Genomic DNA, 24917 nt, shown 5'->3' with positions numbered 1-24917 from the left:
TGGTCGGCGTTGAGGGCTTATTCCAGGGTGCCCTGGGTTTTCAGCAGGGTGATCAGGGTTGAGGATTTCTGATAGCCGATACGCAGGGTCTCCTGGGCGTCGGCGCTCACGGCGATGGAGAAAACCAGCGATCCTAATACAGCAGCAAACGGGCGGCGAAGGGTCATGAGCGGCTCGATATTCAACGGAATGAGCCGAAGCATAAGGTTCTGAAAACCGGTTGATAAATACCCTTTCGATCTGAGCTTAAGGACACTTGGGGCATTGTCCATTGACTGACTGTGCATCTGCCAGATCGGGCCATGAGCAATCATTCGTTGAGGCGACACAGGCCAAAATGTGGGAGGGGGGCAAGCCCCCTCCCACAGGTGTGACATGGACGATCATCGCCGCAGTACTGGTAAAACTCAGCAAAGTTGAAGAGCCGCGAGCAAACACGGGAACCCTCCCACCCGACACGTGTCCCCGCTTCCCATGTCACCCCCCGCCGCGCAAATCCCTTAATTTTTCAAGCCTGCCGGAAGCCTCTCCAGGCCCCCGGCTGCGCCCGTTGTTTTTCAAGGGCGCCGCGCCTAGCGGCAAAACTGAATACGGACATTCTCTTAAACCGTGACTTATCAGGCAGGTTACCCCATGCAGTTCAGCGACTTACTGGCAGCGATCTCCACCCATGCGATCCGTCTGCAAACTGAAGAAGGCGACCTGATCGTCCTGGGCGATGACGAGGCGTTGGATGACGCGCTCTGGGATCAATTGATCGCGCATAAACCCCAGTTGCTGGCCCTGGTCGCCGAGCATGGCGGTGACTGGCTGAGCCCGGCTTATCGCATCACCCCGGACATGCTGGCGCTGGTCAACCTCGACCAGCCGGCCATCGACCGTATCGTCGCGTCCATCCCAGGCGGCGCGGCGAATGTGCAAGATATCTACCCCCTGGCGCCGCTCCAGGAAGGCATGCTTTACCACCATCTTTCTGCCGCGCAGGGCGACCCCTACGTGCTGCACGCGCAGTTTGTGTTCGACAGCCGCGCACGCCTGCAAACCTTTGCCGAGGCGCTGCAATGGGTGATTGACCGCCACGATATCCTGCGCACCTCCATGGTGTGGGAGCGCCTCGACGAGCCGCTGCAAGTGGTGTGGCGCAAGGCGCATCTGGCGTGTGAAGAAGCGCATTTTGATGGCGGCGACCGTCTCGCTCAATTGCTCGCGCGCTATGACGCCCGTGCCTATCGCATGGACCTTGGCCAGGCGCCGCTGCTGCGTCTGGTGTTCGCCGAGGACCCGGCCAACCAGCGCGTGGTGGCGATGCTGTTGTTCCACCACACCATTCTCGATCACACCGCCCTGGACGTGGTGCGCCATGAAATCCAGCTGTACCTGGCCGGTGAGCACGCGCAAGCGGGCACGCCGGTAGCGTTTCGCAGCTACATCGCCCAAGTGCGCCAGGGTGTGAGCGAACAGGCCCATGAGGCGTTCTTTCGCGACATGCTCGCCGATATCGATGAACCGACGCTGCCGTTCGGCCTGCAAGATGTGCAGGGCGATGGTCAGGGCATTGATGAAGCGCGCATTCCCGTCGATAGCGCCCTTGGTCGTCGCCTGCGCAGCGTGGCGCGGCCGTTGGGGGTGAGCGTGGCGAGCCTGATGCACCTGGCGTTGGCGCGGGTGTTGGGCGTGATTTCCGGTCGCGAGATGGTGGTGTTCGGCACCGTGATGCTCGGGCGCATGGGCGCAGGCGAGGGCGGTGAACGGGCCTTGGGCATGTTCATCAACACCTTGCCGCTGCGGGTTGATGTTGGCGCGCAAAGCGTGCGCGCTGCGGTGCAAGTCACCCACGAGCGTCTTACGCGCCTGCTTGATCACGAACATGCGTCCCTGGCACTAGCCCAGCGCTGCAGCGGGGTGGCAGCACCCACACCGTTGTTCAGCGCGATCCTCAACTATCGCCATAGTGCGGCCACCGACATGGCCGCCGTGATCGAGGTTGCCGAAGGCATCCAGGTCCTGGGCGCCGAGGAGCGCACCAACTACCCGCTGACGGTCAACGTCGACGACCTGGGGCAAGACTTCGCGCTGACGGTGATGGTGGATGCGGCCATTGGTGCACAGCGGGTTGCCGGCTATCTGCACACCGCGCTGCAAAGCCTGGCCGACGCCCTTGAGCAGCGACCGGACAAGCCGCTCTGCGGCCTGAACATCCTGCCCGACGCTGAACGCCACGCCCTGCTGCATACCTTGAACCACAGCCCCACGCACTACGCCGATACCGCGTTGATCCATCAGCAAGTCGAAACCCACGCCGCCGCCCAGCCTGAAGCCATTGCCGTGCGCTTTGAGCAGCAGCGCCTCACCTATCGTCAACTCAACGAACGCGCCAACCAGGTCGCCCATGCACTGCTGGCCCAGGGCGTTGAGCCTGACAGCCGCGTGGCGATCTGCGTGGAGCGCGGCCCGCAGATGATCATCGGCCTGCTCGGTATCCTCAAGGCCGGTGCCGGCTACGTGCCGATAGACCCGGCTTACCCGCAGGAACGCATTGCCTACACCCTGGCCGACAGTCAACCGGTGGTTGTGCTGGTACAGGCCGGCACTCGTCACCGGGTAGGCGAACTGGCGCAGCTTGACCTCGACAGCCTGGGCCAGTTGCCCATCACCGATCCACGGCTGCACCTGAGCCCGGCCAATCTGGCCTATGTAATTTACACCTCCGGCTCCACCGGCCAACCCAAGGGGGTGATGATCGAGCATCGTCAGGTGGCGCGCCTGTTCAGTGCCACTCAACACTGGTTCGGGTTCAACCCGCACGATGTATGGGCACTGTTCCACTCCTTCGCATTCGATTTTTCTGTGTGGGAAATCTGGGGCGCGCTGATGCACGGCGGCCAGTTGCTGATCGTGCCGCAACTGGTCAGCCGCTCGCCGGATGAGTGCTATACGCTGCTCTGCGAAGCCGAAGTGAGCATCCTCAACCAGACGCCGAGCGCGTTCCGCCAATTGATCGCGGCCCAGGGTCACAGCACCCAGGCGCATTCGTTGCGGCAGGTGATCTTTGGCGGTGAGGCCCTTGAACCGGCCATGCTCAAGCCATGGTATGCGCGGGCGGTGAATGCCGGTACGCAGCTGGTAAACATGTACGGTATTACCGAAACCACGGTGCACGTGACCTATCGTGCGCTGGAGGCGGTGGATGCCCAACTGGTGGGCGTCAGCCCGATTGGCGTACGCATCCCCGACTTGCAGCTGTATGTGTTGGATGAACAACACGAGCCGTTGCCATACGGTGTGGTGGGCGAGCTGTACGTGGGCGGCGCCGGGGTGGCGCGCGGTTACCTGAACCGCGAGGCACTCAACGCCGAACGCTTTCTCGCGGACCCGGCCACGGGCCTGCGCATGTACAAGACCGGTGACCTCGGCCGCCTGCTGGCCGACGGCAGTGTCGAGTACCTGGGGCGTAACGATGACCAGGTCAAGATTCGCGGTTTCCGTATCGAGCTGGGCGAAATCCAGGCACACCTGGCCACCGCCCACGGCGTGCGCGATGCGGTGGTGATCGCCCGTGAGGATGAGCCGGGTGACAAGCGCCTGGTGGCCTACGTGATCACCGAGGGTGAGCCCAGCGTTGCCGCCTTGCGCGATCACTTGCTACAGAGCCTTGCCGAACATATGGTGCCCAGCGCCTTCGTGCGCCTGGAGGCGTTCCCCCTGACCACCAACGGCAAGCTCGACCGCAAAGCCTTGCCCGCACCCGATGCCGAGGCGTTGGCCCGGCGCAGTTATGCCGCGCCCCAAGGTGCGGTGGAAAACGCCATTGCGATGATCTGGCAGGACCTGCTCAAGCTCGACCGGGTGGGGCGTGATGACAACTTCTTCGAGTTGGGTGGGCATTCGCTGCTGGCGGTCAAGCTGATCGAACGCATGCGCCAGGTAGAGCTGAGTGCCGATGTACGCGTGCTGTTCGGCCAGCCGACCCTGGCAGCCCTCGCAGCGGCGGTGGGCGGGCACCATGAGGTGCAGGTCCCGGCCAATCTGATTCAGGAACACAGTGAGCACATCACGCCGGACATGCTGCCCTTGGTCGAGCTGGACCAGGCCGCCATCGATCACATCCTCCAGGCCGTGCCCGGTGGCGTGGCCAACGTGCAGGATATCTACGCTCTCGCGCCTTTGCAGGCCGGTATTCTCTACCACCACCTGGCAACCAGCGAGGGCGACCCCTACGTGTTGCAGGTGCAGTTGCGCTTTAACGACCAGGGCGCGGTGGATGGCTTTATTCAGGCGCTGCACAGTGTCATCGAACGCAACGATATCCTGCGCACTGCGATTCTCTGGGAGGGCCTGGAGGAGCCGGTGCAAGTGGTGTTGCGCCAGGCGCCGCTGGCCGTTGAGCGCGTGGACACCCAGGGCACCGATGCCCTGGCGCAGTTGCAACAGCGTTTCGACCCTCGCCACTATCGCCTGGATCTGTCTCGCGCTTCGCTGATGCGCCTGGCCTACGCTGAAGAGGCGGACGGCTTGGTCGGCATCCTGCTGCTGCACCATATCCTGCTCGATCACACGGCGCTGCAAGTGCTGGTCGAAGAAATGAGCGCCAGCCTGCACGGCAACCGCGTGCAACTGCCTGATGCGGTGCAGTACCGCAACTACGTGGCCCAGGCGCGGCTGGGCCTGAGCCAGGCGCAGCACGAAGCCTTCTTCAGCCAGATGCTCGGCGATATCGACGAGCCCACCCTGGCCTTCGGCTTGCAGGATGTGAACGGCGACGGCAGCGGCATCCATGAGGCCCATCTGCCGCTGGAACCGGCCCTCAGCCTGGCCCTGCGCGAACAGGCGCGGCAACTGGGCGTCAGCACGGCGAGCCTGGTGCATCTGGCATGGGCCCAGGTGCTGGGCCAGGTGTCGGGCCAGCAGGACGTGGTGTTCGGGACGGTCTTGCTGGGGCGTATGCAGGGCGGCGAGGGCGCCGACCGCGCGCTGGGGATGTTCATCAATACCTTGCCGCTGCGGGTCAGCCTTGGCAGCGTCGGCGTGCAAGCCGGCGTGCGCGCCACCCATGCGCGCCTGGCGCAGTTGCTCGCGCATGAACATGCAGCGCTGTCCCTGGCCCAGCGCTGCAGCGGCGTGCCGGGTTCGTTGCCGTTGTTCAGCACCTTGCTCAACTACCGGCACAGCGCACCCGATGAAGCGCCGGGGGACAACCCCTTTGCCGCGTTCGGTATCCAGATCCTCAGCTCCGAAGAGCGCAGCAACTACCCGCTGGTACTCAACGTCGATGACCTGGGCATGGGGTTGGCCCTGACGGTGCAAGGTGTCGCCCATCTGGATGTGCAACGTGTGGGTGAGTACATGCTCACCGCGTTGCGCCATGTGGTGAGCGCGCTGCAACACGCGCCCACCACCGCCCTGCACAAGGTGTCGATTGTGCCGCCCGCCGAGCGGCGCTTATTGCTTGAAGACTTCAATGCCAGCGCCCGGGAATACCCGTCGCAGCTCACCGTAGCTCAACTGTTCGAAGCCCAGGCACTGGCCCGGCCTGAAGCCGTGGCGGTGGTGCATGGCCCGCTGTCGCTGAGCTACCGTGACCTCAATCGCCGCGCCAATCGCCTGGCCCATCATTTGATTGGCCGTGGCGTGCGGCCAGGTGAAGCGGTGGCCCTGGCGCTGCCGCGCTCCATCGACCTGGTCGTCAGCCAGTTGGCGGTGCTCAAGTGTGCGGCGGTGTACGTACCGCTGGATGTCAACGCGCCGCTCGAACGTCGAACCTTCATGGTGCAGGACAGCGGCGCCCGCCAGGTGCTGGACAACCTTGCCGAACTGGACCTGGCCGACCTGCCGGCGGACAACCCGGGGCTGGCCCGGTCTGCGCAGGACGTGGCGTACATCATGTACACCTCCGGCTCCACCGGCCAGCCCAAGGGCGTGCTGGTGCCCCATCGCGGTATCACGCGCCTGGTCATCAATAATGGCTATGCCGACTTCAACGCCAGCGACCGCGTGGCCTTCGCCTCCAACCCGGCGTTCGATGCGAGCACCATGGATGTGTGGGGCGCATTGCTCAACGGCGGGCAAGTGCAGGTGATCGACCATGCCACCTTGCTCGACCCGTTGGCGTTCGGCGCCGAGCTTAAGGGCGCGACGGTGTTGTTCGTGACCACCGCACTGTTCAACCAGTACGTGCAATTGATCCCCGAGGCGTTGGCCGGTTTGCGCATCCTGCTGTGCGGCGGTGAGCGTGCTGACCCGGCGGCATTTCGCAGCCTGTTGGCGCGTGCACCGGCGCTGCGCCTGGTGCATTGCTACGGGCCGACCGAAACCACCACCTACGCCACCACCCATGAAGTGCGCGAGGTCGGTACGGATACCGACAGCGTGCCGGTGGGGCGGCCCATTTCCAATACACAGATCTATGTGCTCGATGCACAGATGCAACCGGTGCCGCTGGGCATCACCGGTGAAATCTGCATCGGCGGCGATGGCGTCGCCCTGGGCTATTTGAATCGCCCCGAGCTGACGGCTGAAAAGTTTGTGCAGGATCCCTTCAACCCGGGCGCCTTGCTGTACCGCACCGGCGACCTCGGGCGCTGGACGCAAGACGGCTTGCTCGAATGCCTGGGTCGCAACGACGACCAGGTGAAAATCCGTGGCTTTCGTATCGAGCTGGGTGAGATCGAGGCGCGCCTGGCCAGTTGCCCGGGCATCCAGGACGTCGCCGTGTTGGCCAGGGAAGATATGCCAGGTGAAAAGCGCCTGGTCGCCTACTTCACCTGGGCCGGGGCAGACCTGGGCATTGAGCTGGTCCACGCCCACCTGCAAGGCCAGTTGCCGGACTATATGCTGCCGTCGGCCTATATGCAGCTGGCCAGTCTGCCCCTGACCAACAATGGCAAGCTCGACCGCAAAGCCTTGCCGGCACCGGACCCGTCGGCCTTGCTCAGTCGTGGCTACGAAGCCCCGCAAGGCGAGGTGGAAACCCTACTGGCGCAGATCTGGCAAGACGTGCTCAAGCTCGAACGCGTCGGGCGTCACGATCATTTCTTCGAGTTGGGCGGGCATTCGCTGCTGGCGGTGAGCCTGATCGAACGTATGCGCCAAGTGGGCCTCAGTGCCGATGTGCGCGTGCTGTTCAACCAGCCGAGCCTGGCGGCGTTGGCGGCGGCGGTGGGCAGTGGTCGCGAAATCGTGGTGCCGGCCAATGGCATCCCGGCCGGTTGCACACAGATCACACCGTCCATGCTGAGCCTGGTGCAGCTCACTCCGGATGCCATCGAGCGTATCGTCGCCAGCGTGCCGGGTGGCGCGGAGAATGTGCAGGACATCTACCCGCTGGCGCCGTTGCAGGAAGGCATTCTCTACCACCACCTCAGTGCCGAACAGGGCGACCCGTACCTGCTGCAATCGCGCATGGCGTTCGACAATCTCGACCGCTTGCACGGGTTCATGGCGGCGCTGCAACAGGTGGTTGCCCGCCACGATATCCTGCGCACGGGCGTAGTCTGGGAGGGCCTGGACAGCCCGGTGCAAGTGGTGTGGCGCAAGGCGCAACTGGGGGTGCAGGAGGTTCATCTGGACCCGGCCGACGGTGGCATCATCGAACAACTGCACGCCCGCTTCGATGCCCGGCACTATCGGCTGGACATCACCCAGGCGCCGTTACTGCGCATGGTCTATGCCCAGGACCCGGCGCACAACCGTGTTGCGGCGATCCTGCTGTTTCACCACCTGGCGCTGGACCACACAGCCATGGAGGTGGTCGGCCAGGAAATGCGCGCCTTCATGTTCAACCAGGCCCAGGACTTGCCCGCTGCCGCGCCATTTCGCAACTATGTGGCCCAGGCGCGCCTGGGTGTCAGTGTGGCCGAGCATGAGCAGTTCTTTCGCGACATGCTCGCCGATGTGGATGAACCAACCTTGCCGTTTGGTTTGCAGGATGTGCAGGGCGATGGCCGTGCCATCGAGGAGGCCGGGCTGCCATTGGACGCCGCGCTGGCGCAGCGGGTTCGCCAGCAGGCGCGACAGCTGGGTGTGAGCGCCGCGAGCCTGATGCACCTGGCCTGGGCCCAGGTCGTGGGGCTGGTGTCGGGCCGCGATGACGTGGTGTTCGGCACGGTGCTGATGGGCCGTATGCAAGCCGGTGAAGGTGCAGACCGCGCGCTGGGGATGTTTATCAACACCTTGCCGCTGCGGGTCGATGTTGCCGCCGGGGCGTCAGCGGCGGTCAAGGCTACCCATGCACGCCTGAGCGCTGTGCTCGGGCATGAACATGCCTCGCTGGCCCTGGCTCAGCGTTGCAGCGGTGTGCCGACCAGCACGCCATTGTTCAGTGCCTTGCTCAATTACCGTCACAGCAACCCCGCCGAGATGGCCCGCGACGGCCACGGCATCTGGGAGGGCGTGCGGCTGCTGGGTGGTGAGGAGCGCAGTAATTACCCATTGACCCTGAGCGTGGATGACCTGGGCGACGGCTTCGGGCTGAGCGTGCTGGCGGTGCCACAGATCGGTGCGCAACGCCTGTGCGACTACATGCACAACGCTGTGGCGCAGTTGCTCACAGCCTTGGAGTGCACGCCGGACACGGCACTCAATCGTTTGCCGATCCTGCCCGCGGCGGAGTATGAAACCCTGCTGCGCGAATTCAATGCCACGGCCCAGGATTTCCCCCGTGGCCACACCGTGCACGGCGCATTTGAGGTACAGGCTGAGCGCCAACCCCACGCCATTGCCGTGCAGCAGGGCGGCAAGGCGCTGACCTATCAGCAGCTCAATCAGCGTGCCAACCAACTGGCCCATCACCTGTTGGCCCTCGGCGTGCAACCGGATGACCGCGTGGCGCTGTGCTGCCGCCGTGGCCCGCAGATGCTGGTGGGGCTATTGGGCATTCTCAAGGCCGGCGCCGGCTATGTGCCGATTGACCCGGCGTATCCCGCCGAACGCATCGCTTATTTGTTGCAGGACAGCGCCCCGGTGGCAGTACTCGCTGAGGCCAGTACCCGTGACCTGCTGGACACGATCATGCTGGTCGACTTGCATGACCCCGACTGGCAGCACCTGCCTGTCAACAATCCACAGCTGCCCGCACTGACGCCCGCGCACCTGGCCTACGTCATTTACACCTCAGGCTCTACCGGCCAGCCCAAAGGCGTGATGGTGGAACACCACAACGTGGAAAACCTCGTGCATTGGCACTCTGAAGCCTTTGGCCTGGCTGCTGCGAGTCACACCAGCAGTGTGGCCGGGTTTGGTTTTGACGCGATGGCCTGGGAAGTCTGGCCGGCCCTGTGCGTCGGGGCGACCCTGCACCTGCCGCCCGCCGAAGTGGGCAATGAAAACATCGATGAACTGCTGGCCTGGTGGCGGGCGCAGCCGCTGGACGTGAGCTTTTTGCCCACGCCGGTAGCCGAGTACGCGTTCAGCCAACACCTGCAACACCCCACCTTGCGCATCCTGCTGATTGGTGGCGATCGCCTGCGCCAGTTCACCCAGGAACGGCGCTTTGCCGTGATCAACAACTATGGCCCCACCGAGGCCACGGTGGTTGCCACCTCCGGTCGCGTGCGGGCCGGGCAGGCGTTGCATATTGGTCGACCCATCGCCAATGCCGGCAGCTATGTGCTGGATGCGCAGTTGCGCCCGGTGCCGGTCGGTGTGGCCGGTGAGCTGTATGTAGGCGGCAGCGGTGTGGCACGGGGTTACTTGAATCGCCCGGACTTGACTGCCGAACGCTTCCTGCAAAACCCGTTCAGCCCGGGGCGCATGTACCGCACCGGCGACCTGGTGCGCTGGTTGCCCGACGGCAATCTGGAGTACCTGGGCCGCAACGATGACCAGGTCAAACTGCGTGGCGTGCGGGTTGAGCTGGGCGAAATCGAAAGCCGCCTGGCCGCCCTGGACGGCATTCGCGAAGCGGTGGTGCTGGTGCGCGAAGGCCGGCTGCTGGCCTGGTTCACCGAGCAACGCGCACTCCCCATCGAGACCTTGCGCGCGCAATTGCAGGCGCAGCTTCCCGATGCGCTGGTGCCGGTCGCCTACATGCGCCTCGATGTGTTGCCCCTGACCGCCAACGGCAAGCTGGACCGCAAGGCACTGCCCGACCCCGATCAGGCCGCCGTGCTCAGCCGCGAGTACCAGGCCCCCCAGGGCGAGGTCGAAACCACCCTGGCGCGTATCTGGGCCGAGGTGCTGCAAGTGGAGCAGGTGGGCCGTCATGACCATTTCTTCGAACTGGGCGGCCATTCATTGCTGGCCGTCAGCCTGATCGAGCGTATGCGCCAGGTTGGCCTCAGCGCCGACGTGCGCGTGCTGTTCAGCCAACCCACCCTGGCCGCGCTGGCCGCTGCTGTTGGCAGTGGTCGCGAGGTGCAAGTGCCGGCCAACCGGATCAGTGCCGAGTGCCAACGTATCACCCCCGACATGCTGGCGCTGGTGACCCTCGACCAGTGTGCGATTGATCAGGTAGTCGCCCAGGTGCCAGGCGGCGCTGCCAACGTGCAGGACATCTACCCGCTGGCGCCGCTGCAGGAAGGCATTTTCTACCACTACCTCACGGCCGCGCAGGGCGACCCGTACCTGCTGCAATCGCACCTGGCGTTTGACAGTGTCGAGCGTCTGCAAGCCTTCGCGCAGGCGCTGCAACAGGTGATCGACCGCCATGACATTCTGCGCACCGGGGTGGTGTGGGAGGGGCTGGCGCAACCGTTGCAAGTGGTGTGGCGCAAGGCGGCGTTGAGCGTTCAGGAGCTGCATTTGCACGGCGACGTGCTTGCCGGCCTGCATGAGCGTTTAGACCCGCGCCACTACCGCGTCCCGATGTCCAAGGCACCGCTGGTGCGTCTGGTATTCAGCCATGATCCAAGTCGGCAGCGGGTGGTCGCGATTCTGCTTTTCCATCACATCGCTCTTGATCACACTGCGCTTGAGCGAGTGCGGCAAGAGATGCAAGCCAGTTTGCTGGGGCAGGAACAGGATGCTGATGAACCTATTCCTTACCGCAACTACGTGGCGCAGGCTCGTTTGGGGCTCAGCGAGCAGGAACACGAAGCGTTCTTCGCCAACATGCTGCGTGACGTCAATGAGCCAACCCTGCCGTTCGGTCTCCAGGATGTGCAGGGAGACGGCAGCGCTATTGAAGAGCACCAGCAGTTTCTGGAGCCGTCCTTGAGCCTGCGTCTGAGGGCTCAGGCACGACTATCAGGTGTGAGTGCCGCCAGTCTGTTTCACCTGGCGTGGGCTCAGGTGTTGGCCTGCACCGCCAACCAGCCCAGTGTGGTGTTCGGTACGGTCCTGATGGGGCGTATGCAGGGCGGAAAAGGTAGTGACCGTGCGTTAGGTATGTTCATCAATACGTTGCCTCTGCGTGTGGAGATTGATGATATCGGCGTGCGTGCGGCGCTTGTGCAAACCCATGAACGCCTGACGGCACTGCTCGGTCACGAACACGCGTCACTGGCCTTGGCGCAGCGTTGCAGTGGTGTCGCCGCACCGCTGCCATTGTTCAGCGCGATGCTCAATTATCGCCACAGTGACAGTCAGCAGGCATCCGCATCACAAGCGTGGCAAGGCATCCAGACCCTTAGCAGCGAGGAGCGTACCAACTACCCGTTGACCCTGAACGTGGACGATCAGCGCGATGGTTTCCGCTTGACTGTCATGACCGCGGCGCACATCGGCGCAGAGCGTGTCTGCGGTTATATGCAAACGGCGTTGCATGGGTTGGTCGAAGCGTTGGAGCAATCGCCCCATCTGGCGGTCAACCGTGTATCTGTAGTGGGTAAGCAGGAGCGCGAGCAACTGTTGAATGGCTTCAATGCGACAGTAGTCGATTACAACCTTGACCAGACACTGCATTCAATGTTCGAGGCCCAAGTTGCGAGCACACCGGATTGCGTGGCGGTGAAATCGGGCGAGCAACAACTGACCTACCAACAGCTCAACGAGCACGCCAACCGCCTGGCCCATCACCTGCGTGAAAGGGGCGTGCAGCCGGACTCACGGGTAGGCATTTGCCTGGAGCGTGGCCTGGACATGGTGATCGGCCTGTTCGCCATCCTCAAGGCCGGTGGCGGTTATGTGCCGCTGGACCCGGCCTACCCGCAAGAACGCATCGCCTACATGCTGCAAGACAGCGCGCCGGTGGTGGTGCTGGCGCAAGCCTCCACTCGTGCCTTGCTGGGCGACGTGGCCGTGATCGACGTCGGCCACAGCACTTGGCACCAGCAGCCTTGCGTCAACCCGCAGGTCGCGGACCTCACTGCCCGGCACACGGCCTACGTGATCTACACCTCCGGTTCCACTGGCCAGCCCAAGGGCGTGATCAATGAACACGCCGGGGTGGTCAACCGTCTGTTGTGGATGCAGGACGCCTATGGCCTCAAGGCCCATGACGCGGTCTTGCAGAAAACCCCGTTCAGCTTCGACGTGTCGGTGTGGGAGTTCTTCTGGCCGCTGTTTACCGGCGCACGCCTGGTGATGGCGCGCCCGGGTGGGCACAAGGACCCTGCGTACCTGTGCGAAGTAATCGAGGCAGAAAACATCACCACCCTGCACTTTGTGCCGTCGATGCTTGACGTGTTCCTGGCCCATGGTGATGTGAGCCAGGCGGCCGGGTTGGTGCGCGTGATGTGCAGCGGCGAGGCGCTGCCGGGCAGCCTGGTGCGTCGGTTCAAGCAGCAGTTGCCAGGCATTGGTTTGTACAACCTGTATGGCCCCACGGAAGCGGCGGTGGACGTGACGGCCTGGAACTGCGCCCGCCCGGACGTGCCGGACAACACCCCCATCGGCAAGCCGATTGCCAACACGCGCATGTACGTGCTGGACGGGCAGTTGCAGCCGGTGCCTCTGGGGGTGGTCGGTGAGCTGTTCATCGCTGGCGTGCAAGTGGCGCGGGGTTATCTGAACCGTGCGCAGCTGACCGCCGAGCGCTTCCTCGATGACCCGTTTGCGCCTGGCCGGATGTACCGCACCGGTGACCTGGGCCGCTACTTGCCGGACGGCAATATCGAATACCTGGGGCGCAACGATGACCAGGTGAAAATCCGTGGCCTGCGCATCGAGCTGGGGGAAATCCAGGCGCGGCTGATCGAGCATCCGGCGGTCAACGACGCGGTGGTGGTGGTTCGTGATGAGCGCCTGGTCGCCTATTACACTGGCCTGCCAAGCGACATCGACGGCCTGCGCGCCCAGCTGTTGCAGCACCTGCCGGACTTTATGGTGCCCGCGCTGTTCGTGTACCTGCCCGTCATGCCCCTGAGCCCTAACGGCAAGCTCGACCGCAAAGCGTTACCCGCACCGGGTATGGACGCACTGACGGTGCGTGAGTACGAAGCACCCGAAGGCGATACCGAAATCCTGCTGGCCCAGTTGTGGTCCGAGCTGCTCAAGGTGGATCGGGTAGGCCGGCACGACAATTTCTTTGAACTGGGCGGGCACTCGCTGCTCGCTGTGAGCTTGATCGGACGCCTGCGCCAGGAAGGCATGGAAGCCGATGTGCGGGCGTTGTTCGAACAACCGACCCTGGCCGGCTACGCCGCAATGACCGAACGAATGGAGATCGTCCTGTGAACATCCTCGAGCTGCTGGCAACCCTGAAAACCAAGGACGTGCAACTGGCGCTCAAGGGCGAACAGTTGTCGGTGAACGGCAACCGGCAAGCCTTGAGCGACCCGGCAATATTGGCCGCCTTGCGCGAGCACAAACCGGCGCTGATCGAGCTGATCAAGGCCGGTGAGTACTCGGCTGCCAAGGTTGGCGAAGTGGCCGTACCGGCCAATGGCATTCCCGCCAACGCCGAGCGCATCACCCCCGACATGCTGACCCTCTCGACCCTGAGCCAGGACGAGATCGAGCGCATCATCGCCACCGTGCAGGGCGGTGTGGCAAATATCCAGGACATCTATCCGTTGGCGCCATTGCAGGAAGGCATTCTGTTTCACCATGCCAGCGCCGAGCAGGGCGACCCCTACGTGATGCAGTCGCAGTTCGCGTTTGACAGCCTGGAGCGCTTCGAGGCGTTTGCCCAGGCGCTGCAAAGCGTGATGGACCGCCACGACATTTTACGCACCGGGGTGGTCTGGGATGGCCTGGCGCAACCTTCGCAAGTGGTGTGGCGTCAGGCGCGCCTGCCGGTGCAAGCTTTGATGCTCGACCCGGCCGACGGCGATATCGCCGCACAGCTGCATGAACTATTCAATGCCCGTCATTATCGCCTCGACGTGACCCAGGCACCGTTGTTGCGCCTGGTACATGCTGAAGACCGGACCCACCAGCGCATCGTCGCTACCTTGCTGTTCCACCATATGGCGATGGACCACAGCGCTCTGGAAGTGGTACGCCACGAGATGCAGGCGTTTTTGCACGGTCACGCCGCTCAGTTGGGCCTTGCCGTGCCGTTTCGCGACTATGTCGCCCAAGCGCGCCTGGGTGTTACCGAGCAAGAACATAAAGCATTTTTCCAGCAGATGCTCGGTGATGTGGTTGAACCGACCTTGCCCTTTGGTTTACAGGATGTACAGGGCGACGGCAGGGGGATCGCTGAACTCGACTGGCCTTTAGCGAACTCCCTCAGCCAACGCTTGCGCGCACAGGCTCGTGTGCTGGGCGTGAGCGTTGCCAGTCTGTTCCACTTGGGGTGGGCCCAAGTGCTGGGCAGGGTGGCAGGCAAGTCCCAGGTGGTGTTCGGTACGGTATTGATGGGACGTATGCACGGCGGGCATGCGACGGATCGCGCCCTGGGTATCTTCATCAATACGCTACCGTTTCGCGTCGACATTGGCAGTGAGGATCTGCGCAGCGCTGTCAAGGCCACTCACATGCGCTTGACTAGCCTGCTGCGGCATGAATATGCGCCATTGGCTCTGGCTCAGCATTGCAGTGGCGTCATTGCGCCGTTGCCGCTATTCAGTGCGTTACTCAACTATCGTCACAGTGGCACCGGTACTCGCAGCGAGGCGATTGCGGCCTGGCAAGGTATCGAAACGCTGCGTTCCGAGGAGCGTACTAACTATCCGCTCACACTCAGTGTGGACGATCTGGGCGACGATTTTATCCTGCGTTTGTTGGCCAGCACCCAGGTCGACCCCCACCGCGTCTGCGCCTACTTGCACACCGCGCTGGAAAACCTGGTTACCGCGCTGGAGCAGGCGCCGCACACTGCGCTTGACCAACTTTCGGTAGTGCCCGCCGCCGAACAGCGCCTGCTGTTGCAACAGTTCAACGCCACCCAGGCCGTGTTCCCGCAAGGCACCACCTTGCACGGGCGTATCGAAGCCCAGGCTGCGCTCACGCCGGACGCCATCGCCGCCGTGCACGAAGGGCGGCAACTGACCTACGCCGAACTCAACCAGCAAGCCAACCTGCTGGCCCATCATCTGCTGGCGCTGGGGGTTCGGCCCGATGATCGCGTGGCCATTGTGGCGCGGCGCGGGCTCGACACCTTGGCCGGGCTGCTGGCGATCCTCAAGGCGGGTGCCGGTTATGTGCCGGTAGACCCGTCCCACCCGGCCGAGCGTTTGAGCTACTTGCTCAGCGACAGCGCCCCGGTGGCGGTGCTCACCCAACACGCGTTGCTGGCTCGTTTGCCCGAGCTTGAGGTGCCGGTGATCAACCTCGATCGCTTCACCTGGCAGCATCACTCGGCGAGCAACCCCAAGGTCGCCGTCGGCCCGACGAACCTCGCGTATGTGATCTACACCTCGGGTTCTACCGGCTTGCCCAAAGGTGTGATGGTGGAGCACCACACCGTCGCCAACCTGGTGGACTGGCATTGCAGCGCTTTTGACCTGCGCGCCGGGCGGCATACTGCCAGTGTTGCCGGTTTCGGCTTTGATGCGATGGCCTGGGAGGTCTGGCCGGCGCTGTGTGTGGGCGCCACCCTGCACCTGCCACCCGCCCATGACGGTACCGAAGATATCGACGCGCTGCTGGCCTGGTGGTGCGCACAGCCTTTGGACGTAAGCTTCCTGCCCACGCCGGTGGCCGAGTACGCGTTCAGCCAGACTATCGAGCACCCGACCTTGCGCACCCTGCTGGTCGGCGGCGATCGCCTGCGCCAGTTCGGCCGGGCGCAGCGCTTTGAATTGATCAACAACTATGGCCCCACCGAAGCCACGGTGGTCGCCACGTCGGGCAAGGTCGAGGCGGGCCAGCCGTTGCATATCGGCAAGCCCATCGCCAATGTCACCGTCTACGTGCTCGATGAACATCAACGCCCGGTGCCACTGGGGGTGGCGGGGGAGTTGTACGTAGGCGGCAAGGGCGTGGCGCGAGGTTACCTGAACCGCCCGGAACTGACCGCCGAGCGCTTCCTGCGCGACCCATTCAACCCCGGGCGCATGTACCGCACCGGCGACCTGGTGCGCTGGTTGCCCGATGGCACGCTCGACTACCTGGGGCGCAACGATGACCAGGTCAAAATCCGTGGCGTGCGCATCGAACTGGGCGAAATCGAAACCCGGCTCAACCAATTGCCTGGCATCCTGGAAGCGGTGGTGCTGGTGCGTGAAGAGCGCCTGGTGGCCTACTTCACCGAAAACCCGCAACTTGACGCGCTGACGGTAGGCGAAATCCGCGCTCACCTGGTGGCGCAGTTGCCGGACTACATGGTCCCGGTCGCCTTCATGAAGCTCGACGCGCTGCCGCTGACCACCAATGGCAAGCTCGACCGCAAGGCTTTGCCAGTACCGGACATGGCCGCAGTGTTTACCCGCGAATACGCAGCGCCCCAGGGCGAGATCGAAACCGTGCTGGCGCAGATCTGGGCCGAGGTGTTGCAAGTGGAACGGGTCGGGCGGCGTGACCATTTCTTTGAGTTGGGCGGGCACTCGCTGCTGGCGATGCGCATGGTCTCCCAGGTCCGCCAGCGGCTGGGGGTCGAGTTGGCGCTGGGCGACCTGTTCGCCAACGCCGAACTGGCAGCGGTCGCCGAACAGGTCGCCCAGGCCGGGCGCAGCACCTTGCCGGATATCCTGCCGGCCAATCGTGATGAAGAGATGCCGCTGTCGTTTGCCCAGCAGCGCCTGTGGTTCCTGGCGTTGATGGAGGGCGCCAACACCGCCTACAACATTCCTATCGGCCTGCGTTTGCGCGGGCAGTTGCATGTGCAGGCACTGCAACGGGCGCTGGCGCGGATCGTGGCGCGGCATGAAACCCTGCGCAGCCGCTTTGCCCAACACGGCGACCAGGCCCAGGTGCTGATCGTGCCGGCCGAGGAGGTGTTACCGCTGCAGGTGCAAGACTTGCGTCGCCACGCGCAACCGCAACAGGCGCTGGACGCGCTGATCCACGGCGAAGCCTCGGCGCCCTTCGACCTGGAGCGTGGCCCGTTGCTGCGCGGTCGCCTGGTGGTGATGGCCGACGATCACCATGTGCTGCTGCTGACCCTGCACCATATCGTCTCCGATGGCTGGTCCATGGGCGTGCTGACCCGTGAACTGATGGCGCTGTACCAAGTCTTCAGCCACGGCCAATCCGACCCGCTGCCGCCCTTGCCGATCCAGTACGCCGACTTTGCCGTGTGGCAACGCCTGTGGTTGAGCGGCGAAGTGTTGCACCGCCAAAGCACCTATTGGCAGCAGACCCTGGCCGGCGCGCCGGCGTTGCTGACCCTGCCCACCGACCGCCCGCGCCCGGCGCAGCAGGACTACGCCGGCAGCAGCGTCGAAGTGCGCCTGGATGAACGCCTTACTGCCGGGCTCAAGGCCTTGAGCCAGCGCCATGGCACCACCCTCTATATGACCTTGATGAGCGCCTGGGCTTCGTTGCTGGCGCGCTTGTCCGGACAGCCGGAGCTGGTGATCGGCACGCCGGTGGCCAACCGCACGCGCACCGAGGTGGAAGGGCTGATCGGTTTGTTCGTCAACACCCTGGCGCTGCGCATCGACACCTCGGGCGAGTTGAGCACCGAGGCCCTGCTGGCTCGGGTCAAGGCGCTGACACTGGCGGCCCAAGCCCATCAGGATTTGCCGTTCGAACAGGTGGTGGAAATCACCCGGCCGCCGCGCAGCCTGGCCCATAGCCCGCTGTTTCAGACCCTGCTGAGCTGGCAGGACAGCAGCGCGCCGACCCTGGCGTTGGGCGACCTGGCCCTGGAAGGCATTGTCGAAAACAGCCATTTCGCCAAGTTCGACCTGTCGCTGAACCTGGGGGAAGTGCAGGGCAGTATTCTCGGCGCGCTGGAATATGCCGTGGCGCTGTTCGATGAATCGACGATACGGCGTTACCTCGGCTACTTCACCCGCGTGTTGCAGGCCATGGTCGCTAACGACCAGGCGGTGCTTGCGCATGTGCCGCTGGTGGATGAGCGTGAGCGCAAGCAGTTGCTGGTGGATTTCAACGCTACCACTGTGGACTACCAGCTCGACCAGACCCTGCACGGGATGTTCGAAGCGCAGGTACTGCGCACGCCGCAGGCCGTGGCGGCAAAGGCCGGCGAGCAGCAACTGACCTACGCCGAACTGAACGCTCGCGCCAACCAACTGGCCCACCACCTGCAAGCCCTCGGCGTGCAGCCGCAGGCGCGGGTGGCGATCTGCGTGGAGCGTGGCCTGGACATGGTCATTGGCCTGTACGCGATCCTCAAGGCCGGCGCCGCCTATGTGCCGCTGGACCCGGCGTACCCGCTGGAGCGTATCGCCTACATGCTGCACGACAGCGCGCCAGCGGTGGTGCTGGCCCAGGGCAGCACCCTCGGGCTGCTGGGCGAGGTGCCGGTGGTCGATCTGGACCAGCCCACCTGGCAGCACCAGCCCATCACCAACCCAGCGGTGGCCGGGGTGGCCGCCTATGTGATCTACACCTCCGGCTCCACCGGCCAGCCCAAAGGTGTGATCAACGAACACCCCGGGGTGGTCAACCGCCTGCTGTGGATGCAGGACGAATACCGGCTCACGGGAGGCGATACGGTGTTGCAGAAAACCCCGTTCAGTTTCGATGTGTCGGTGTGGGAATTCTTCTGGCCGCTGTCCACCGGAGCACGCCTGGTGATGGCGCGCCCGGATGGGCATAAAGACCCTGAGTACCTGTGCCAGGTGATCGCAGCCGAAGGGGTCACGACCTTGCACTTCGTGCCGTCGATGCTTGATGTCTTCCTCGCCCACGGTGACGTCAGCCAGGCGGGCGGGCTGGTGCGGGTGATGTGCAGCGGCGAAGCCTTGCCGGGCAGCCTGGTACGCCGCTTCAAGCAACAGTTGCCGGGCAGCCAGCTGCATAATCTCTATGGGCCCACCGAAGCGGCGGTGGATGTCACTGCCTGGCACTGCGCAGGCTTTGACGTGCCCGACAACACCCCCATCGGCAAGCCAATCGCCAACACGCGCATGTACGTGCTGGACGGGCAGTTGCAGCCTGTGCCGTTGGGCGTGGTGGGCGAATTGTTTATCGCGGGGGTGCAAGTCGCACGGGGTTACCTCAACCGTGCCGAACTGACCGCCGAGCGTTTCCTCGATGACCCGTTTGCCCCTGGGCGCATGTACCGCACCGGTGACGTCGGGCGCTACTTGCCGGATGGCAACATCGAGTACCTGGGGCGCAATGATGACCAGGTCAAGATCCGTGGCCTGCGCATTGAGCTGGGCGAAATCCAGGCACGCTTGACCGAGCATCCGGCGGTGCAGGAAGCCGCCGTGATTGCCCGCGAGCAGCGCCTGATCGCTTACTACACCGGCGTGCCGAGTGAAATTGAAAGCCTGCGCGCCCATTTGCTGCTGCACCTGCCGGAGTTCATGGTGCCGGCCAGCTTCGTGCACCTGGAGGCGCTGCCGCTGAGCCCCAATGGCAAACTCGACCGCAAGGCATTGCCGGCACCGGGCGTGGAGGCGTTGGTGGTGCGCGAGTACGAGGCGCCGCTGGGCGACACGGAAATCACCTTGGCCGCGCTGTGGGCCGAGTTGCTCAATGTGGAACGCGTGGGCCGGCACGACAACTTCTTCGAACTGGGCGGCCACTCGTTGCTGGCGGTCAGCCTGGTCGGGCGTATGCGCGGCCTGGGCTTGTCGGCGGACGTGAAAGTGCTGTTTGGTCAACCGACCTTGGCTGCCCTGGCGGCAGCTTTGGGCGGCGGGCGTGAAGTGGCGGTGCCGGCCAATGGCATTGCGGCCGATTGCGCGCGCATCACGCCAGACATGCTGGCGCTGGTCAGCCTGGATCAAGCGGCCATCGAGCGCATCGTCGCCAGCATCCCCGGCGGTGCGGCGAATGTGCAGGATATCTACCCGCTGGCGCCGTTGCAGGCCGGCATCCTGTATCAGCATCGCGCTGCGCAAGGTGATGACGCCTATGTGTTACAGGCGCAGTTTGCCTTTGACAGTCGCGCACGCCTGGATGCCTTCGCCAGCGCATTGCAGGCGGTGATCCAGCGTCATGACATCCTGCGTTCATCCTTGCATTGGGATGGCCTGGAAGAACCGGTGCAGGTGGTGTGGCGCCACGCCCGGCTAAGCGTTGAGAGCGGGCCGCTGCCGCCACGCCTGGACCTTGGCCAGGCGCCGCTGATGCGGCTGGTGTACGCCGAGCAATCGCAACGGGTGGTCGCGACGTTGCTGTTTCATCACCTGGTGATGGACCACGTTGCCCTGGATATCCTGCAACACGAGCTGCAGGCGTTTCTGCTGGGCACTCAGGACACCCTGGCCGCGCCCGTGCCGTATCGCAACTACGTGGCCCAGACCCGTTTGGGCGCTGAGGATCACGAGACGTTTTTCCGCGAGATGCTCGGTGAGGTCGACGAACCCACCGAGGTGCCCAATCTGGGGGCCGTGGAAAACGTACGCGTGGGTCTCGACCTGTCGCTGAGTCGACGCCTGCGCAGCCAGGCCCGCCAGGCGGGGGTCAGTGCGGCCAGCGTGATGCATTTGGCCTGGGCTCACGTACTGGGCAAGGTTTGCGCCCGCGAGCAGGTGGTGTTCGGTACGGTGATGCTCGGCCGCCTGCAAGGCGGCGAAGGCGCCGAGCGGGCCATGGGCGTATTTATCAATACCTTGCCGCTGCGGGTCGACCTGGGGGAACACTCAGTGCTGACGGCACTGCGTACCGCCCATGGGCGCCTGACTCAGCTGCTCGGTCATGAACATGCGCCCCTGGCGTTGGCCCAGCGTTGCAGTGGTGTGGCGGTGGCGACGCCGTTGTTCAGCGTATTGTTCAACTATCGTCACAGCGCACCCCAGGCCGGTGGCGTGGCCGAGGCGTGGCAGGGGATCGAGTTGTTCAAGGCCGAGGAGCACACGCACTACGGCGTGGCGGTCAGCGTGGATGACCTCGGTGAAGGGTTCAGCCTGACCGTCATGGGGCAGGGCGCCCGGCGCTTGTGCAACTACCTGGAAATCGCGCTGGCGCAGGTGGTGCAGGCCCTGGAAGGTCATCGTGATATCGCCATCAACCGCTTGCCGATTCTGCCGCAGGCCGAACGCCAACGGGTGCTTGAGCACTTCAACGCCACTACCCGTACATTCGCGCGTGAGCACACGGTGCAGCGCCTGTTCGAAGCCCAGGCCATGGCGCGTCCCGACGCGGTGGCGCTGGTGCACAACGAGCGGCGGGTGAGCTACGGCGAACTCAATACCCGCGCCAACCGCTTGGCCCATCACCTGCTCGGCCTGGGTGTGCGCCCTGGCGATCACCTGGCGATCCTGCTGCCGCGTTCGCTGGAGTTACTGGTCAGCCAATTGGCCATCCTCAAATGCGCCGCCGCGTATGTGCCGTTGGACGTGAATGCACCGGCTGAACGCCAGGGGTTCATGCTGCAAGACTGTGGAGCGGCCTGGTTGCTGACCCGCAGCGATTGCGTCATAGAGAGCAGGGTGCGTCGCCTGGACCTGGACACGCTTGGTCTCGCCCCGCAACCGAGCCACAACCCGGACCTGTCGCAACCCTCGGACAGCGTGGCGTACATCATGTACACCTCCGGCTCCACCGGCCAGCCCAAGGGCGTGCTGGTGCCCCATCGCGGCATTACGCGCCTGGTGCTCAACAACGGCTATGCCGATTTCAATGCCGCCGACCGCGTGGCCTTTGCGTCGAACCCAGCGTTCGATGCAAGCACCATGGACGTGTGGGGGCCACTGCTCAATGGCGGCCAGGTGCAGGTGATTGACCACGCCACCTTGCTCGATCCGAGCGCTTTCGCCCAAGCGTTGCAGGACGTGACGGTGCTGTTTGTCACCACCGCGCTGTTCAACCAATACGTGCAGTTGATTCCCCAGGCCCTGGCTGGCTTGCGCATCCTTTTGTGCGGCGGTGAGCGGGCAGATCCGGCGGCGTTCCGCACGCTGTTGGCGCAGGCACCCGCGTTGCGCCTGGTGCATTGCTATGGGCCGACCGAAACCACCACTTACGCCACCACCTGCGAAGTGCACACGATTGCCGATGATGCCGACAGCGTGCCGGTGGGGCGGCCGATCTCCAACACCCAAGTGTATGTGCTCGATGCGCAGCAGCAGCCGGTACCGCTGGGTATCGTCGGTGAAATCTGCATTGGCGGCGATGGCGTCGCCTTGGGCTATTTGAATCGCCCCGAGCTGACGGCTGAAAAGTTTGTGCAGGACCCGTTCAACCCAGGCGCCTTGCTTTACCGTACGGGCGATCTCGGGCGCTGGACGGCCGACGGTCTGCTGGAGTGCATCGGGCGTAATGACGATCAGGTGAAGATTCGAGGTTTTCGTGTTGAGCTGGGTGAAATCCAGGCGCGACTGGCGACGTTCGCAGGCATCCAGGATGCCGTGGTGCTGGCCCGTGAAGAAGTTCCGGGGGACAAACGCCTGGTGGCCTATTTCACCTGGGCGGGCGAACCCGTTGCTGTCGAGTCGGTGCGGGCTTACCTGCACGCGCACTTGCCCGAGTACATGGTGCCGTCCGCCTACGTCGCGCTGGAGCAATTGCCGTTGACCGCCAACGGCAAGATCGACCGTAACGCCTTGCCGGTGCCTGCCTGGGACGCCTCGACCAGCCGCACGTTCGAAACGCCGGCCGACGCCCTGGAGCAGACGTTGGCGCAACGCTGGGCCGAGGTGTTGAAACTCGAACAGGTGGGGCGGCATGACAGCTTCTTTGAACTGGGCGGGCATTCGCTGTTGGCGATTCGCCTGGTCAACCTGCTGGACGAGGCCGGTTTGCCGGTGTCGTTGGCCGAGCTGTTCCAACATGCCAGCGTGGCCGGCGTCGCGGCGATGCTGCGTCAGCGCGGGGATGATGTACTGCCCGACACCCGCGTGATTACCGTGCGCAGCAGCGGGGCGCAGGCACCGTTGTTTCTGGTGCATGAGTTCAGCGGCATGGACGTGTATTTCCCGGCGCTGGGCCAGCACCTGCCGGGTGATTATCCGATCTACGGCCTGCCGGGGCTGGCGTTGGGCGAGGCCCACCTGAACAGCATGGAAGGCCTGGCGGCGCGCATGGTCGGGCTGATCCGCGAGATTCAGCCCCACGGTCCCTATCGGGTAGCGGGCTGGTCTTTTGGTGGGGTGCTGGCCTACGAAATCGCCATGCAACTGCTGGGGCTGGATGAAAGCGTGGCCTTCCTGGGTTTGATCGACAGCTATGTGCCGCGCCTGACTGACCAGGGCAAAGCACGCTGGAGCGGGCCGGATGCATTCAAGCGGCACCTGTTGCTGCAATGCACGGCTTATTGGAAAGCGCAGGGAGGTGTAAATGAGCTGGCAAGCCTTGAACAACTGGAGGCGCGGATTGGACAGCTGGACTTTGCGGATCTGCTGCAACGCTGTCGCGATCAAGGTTTGCTATACGCGCAAATGGCGGCGGCGTCGGACGCGGACCTGTTGAGTTTTCTTCAGCGCGAAGTCGGGCACGGGCACGCCCTGGCCCACTACAGCCTGTTCCCGCTGCCGATTCCGGTGCACTTGTTCAGCGCCGAGCAGCGCCCCACCGAACTATCGCAACGCAATATGGCGTTGGGCTGGGACACGGCTTTGGCGCCCGGGCAACTGCGCCAGGTGCACGTGCCTGGGGATCACCAGAGCATGATGCAGGCGCCGCATATCCAGGGCCTGGGCCGAGCGATGACCGAGGCGCTGGCGACGAGTACGCCGGTGAGTTGCGCGGCCCATCAGCCGTTGTTGCGCATCCAGACTGGGCGCGCCGGCTATGCCCCGGTGTTCTGCGTGCCGGGAGCAGGTGACAGCGTGACCGGTTTCGTGGGCTTGAGCGACGCCCTGGGACGTGATTGGCCGCTGTATGGCCTGCAGCCCCGTGGGTTGGATGGCGAGGCGGTGCCCCATAGCCAGGTGGAAGCGGCGGCGCGGTGTTATCTCACGGCGTTGGAGCAGGAGTGCCCGGACGGGCCGGTGCATCTGGTCGGGCATTCGTTTGGCGGCTGGGTCGCGCTGGAAATGGCCCTGCGCTTGCAGGCGATGGGGCGCGAGGTGGGCTCTTTGACAGTGATCGACAGTGAGGCGCCGGGGCGTGATGGCAAGCCCTATACCTCGACGGCGGCGCTGTTGCGGTTGATCGAGGCGATGCAGTTGGCGGCCGGGAAGTCGCTGGGGATTGATCCGGTGGACTTCGCCGGGCGCGATGAGGTGGCGCAGCGACAGTGGCTGCATACGGGGATGGTCGGTGTCGGGTTGCTGCCGGCGCGTGCTGCCGTGGATGCAATGGATGGGCCTGCGCGTACTTATGCGGCGGCGTTGCGCACGGTTTATCGGCCGCAGGCGCGGTATGACGGGGTGGTGCGCCTGGTGCTGGCGCAGGATCCGGCCTTGGATGCGGCGGGGAACCAGCGTGAGCAGGGGTTGATGGTTGAGGGGTGGAAGGGGCAGGGGACTGGGTTGGAGGTTTGGTATGGCGGGGGTAATCACTTCACCTTGCTCAAGGTGCCGAATGTTTCGGGTTTGGCCAAGTGGTGGTTGGAAAGGGTTGGGGTTGGGGAGGTGGTGTCTTGAAGGCTGCACATCGATCCAAATGTGGGAGGGGGCAAGCCCCCT

General features: G+C 64.2%; 2 protein-coding genes and 1 pseudogene. 2 read left to right on the top strand and 1 reads right to left on the bottom strand.

Features of this window, described 5'->3' with window-relative positions:
- Positions 1 to 20 precede the first annotated feature (20 nt).
- A pseudogene (locus tag J1G33_RS26580) lies at positions 21 to 167 on the bottom strand (ABC transporter substrate-binding protein); the annotation flags it as partial.
- Between the two features lie 466 nt (positions 168 to 633).
- On the opposite strand from J1G33_RS26580, the gene J1G33_RS26575 reads away from it, so the two are divergent.
- Both J1G33_RS26575 and J1G33_RS26570 read left to right on the top strand, forming a co-directional pair.
- Entirely contained in the window at positions 634 to 13551 is a 12918-nt protein-coding gene (locus J1G33_RS26575) for a non-ribosomal peptide synthetase (protein WP_223019091.1), read from the top strand.
- Positions 13548 to 24875, top strand: a complete 11328-nt coding sequence (locus J1G33_RS26570; RefSeq protein ID WP_223019090.1) for a non-ribosomal peptide synthetase — start codon at positions 13548 to 13550, stop codon at positions 24873 to 24875. Before J1G33_RS26575 ends, J1G33_RS26570 begins: the two co-directional genes overlap by 4 nt.
- The last annotated feature ends 42 nt before the right edge of the window (positions 24876 to 24917 follow it).

Source organism: Pseudomonas sp. P867 (genome assembly GCF_019891455.1).
Lineage (GTDB): Bacteria > Pseudomonadota > Gammaproteobacteria > Pseudomonadales > Pseudomonadaceae > Aquipseudomonas > Aquipseudomonas synxantha_A.
Note: the sequence above shows the minus strand (reverse complement) of the source record. Positions and strands in the feature narration are given on the sequence as shown.

What these genes read in the sequence shown, in the direction of transcription:
- J1G33_RS26575 (WP_223019091.1), top strand. Translation starts at nt 634, where the DNA reads ATGCAGTTCAGCGACTTACTGGCAGCGATCTCCACCCATGCGATCCGT.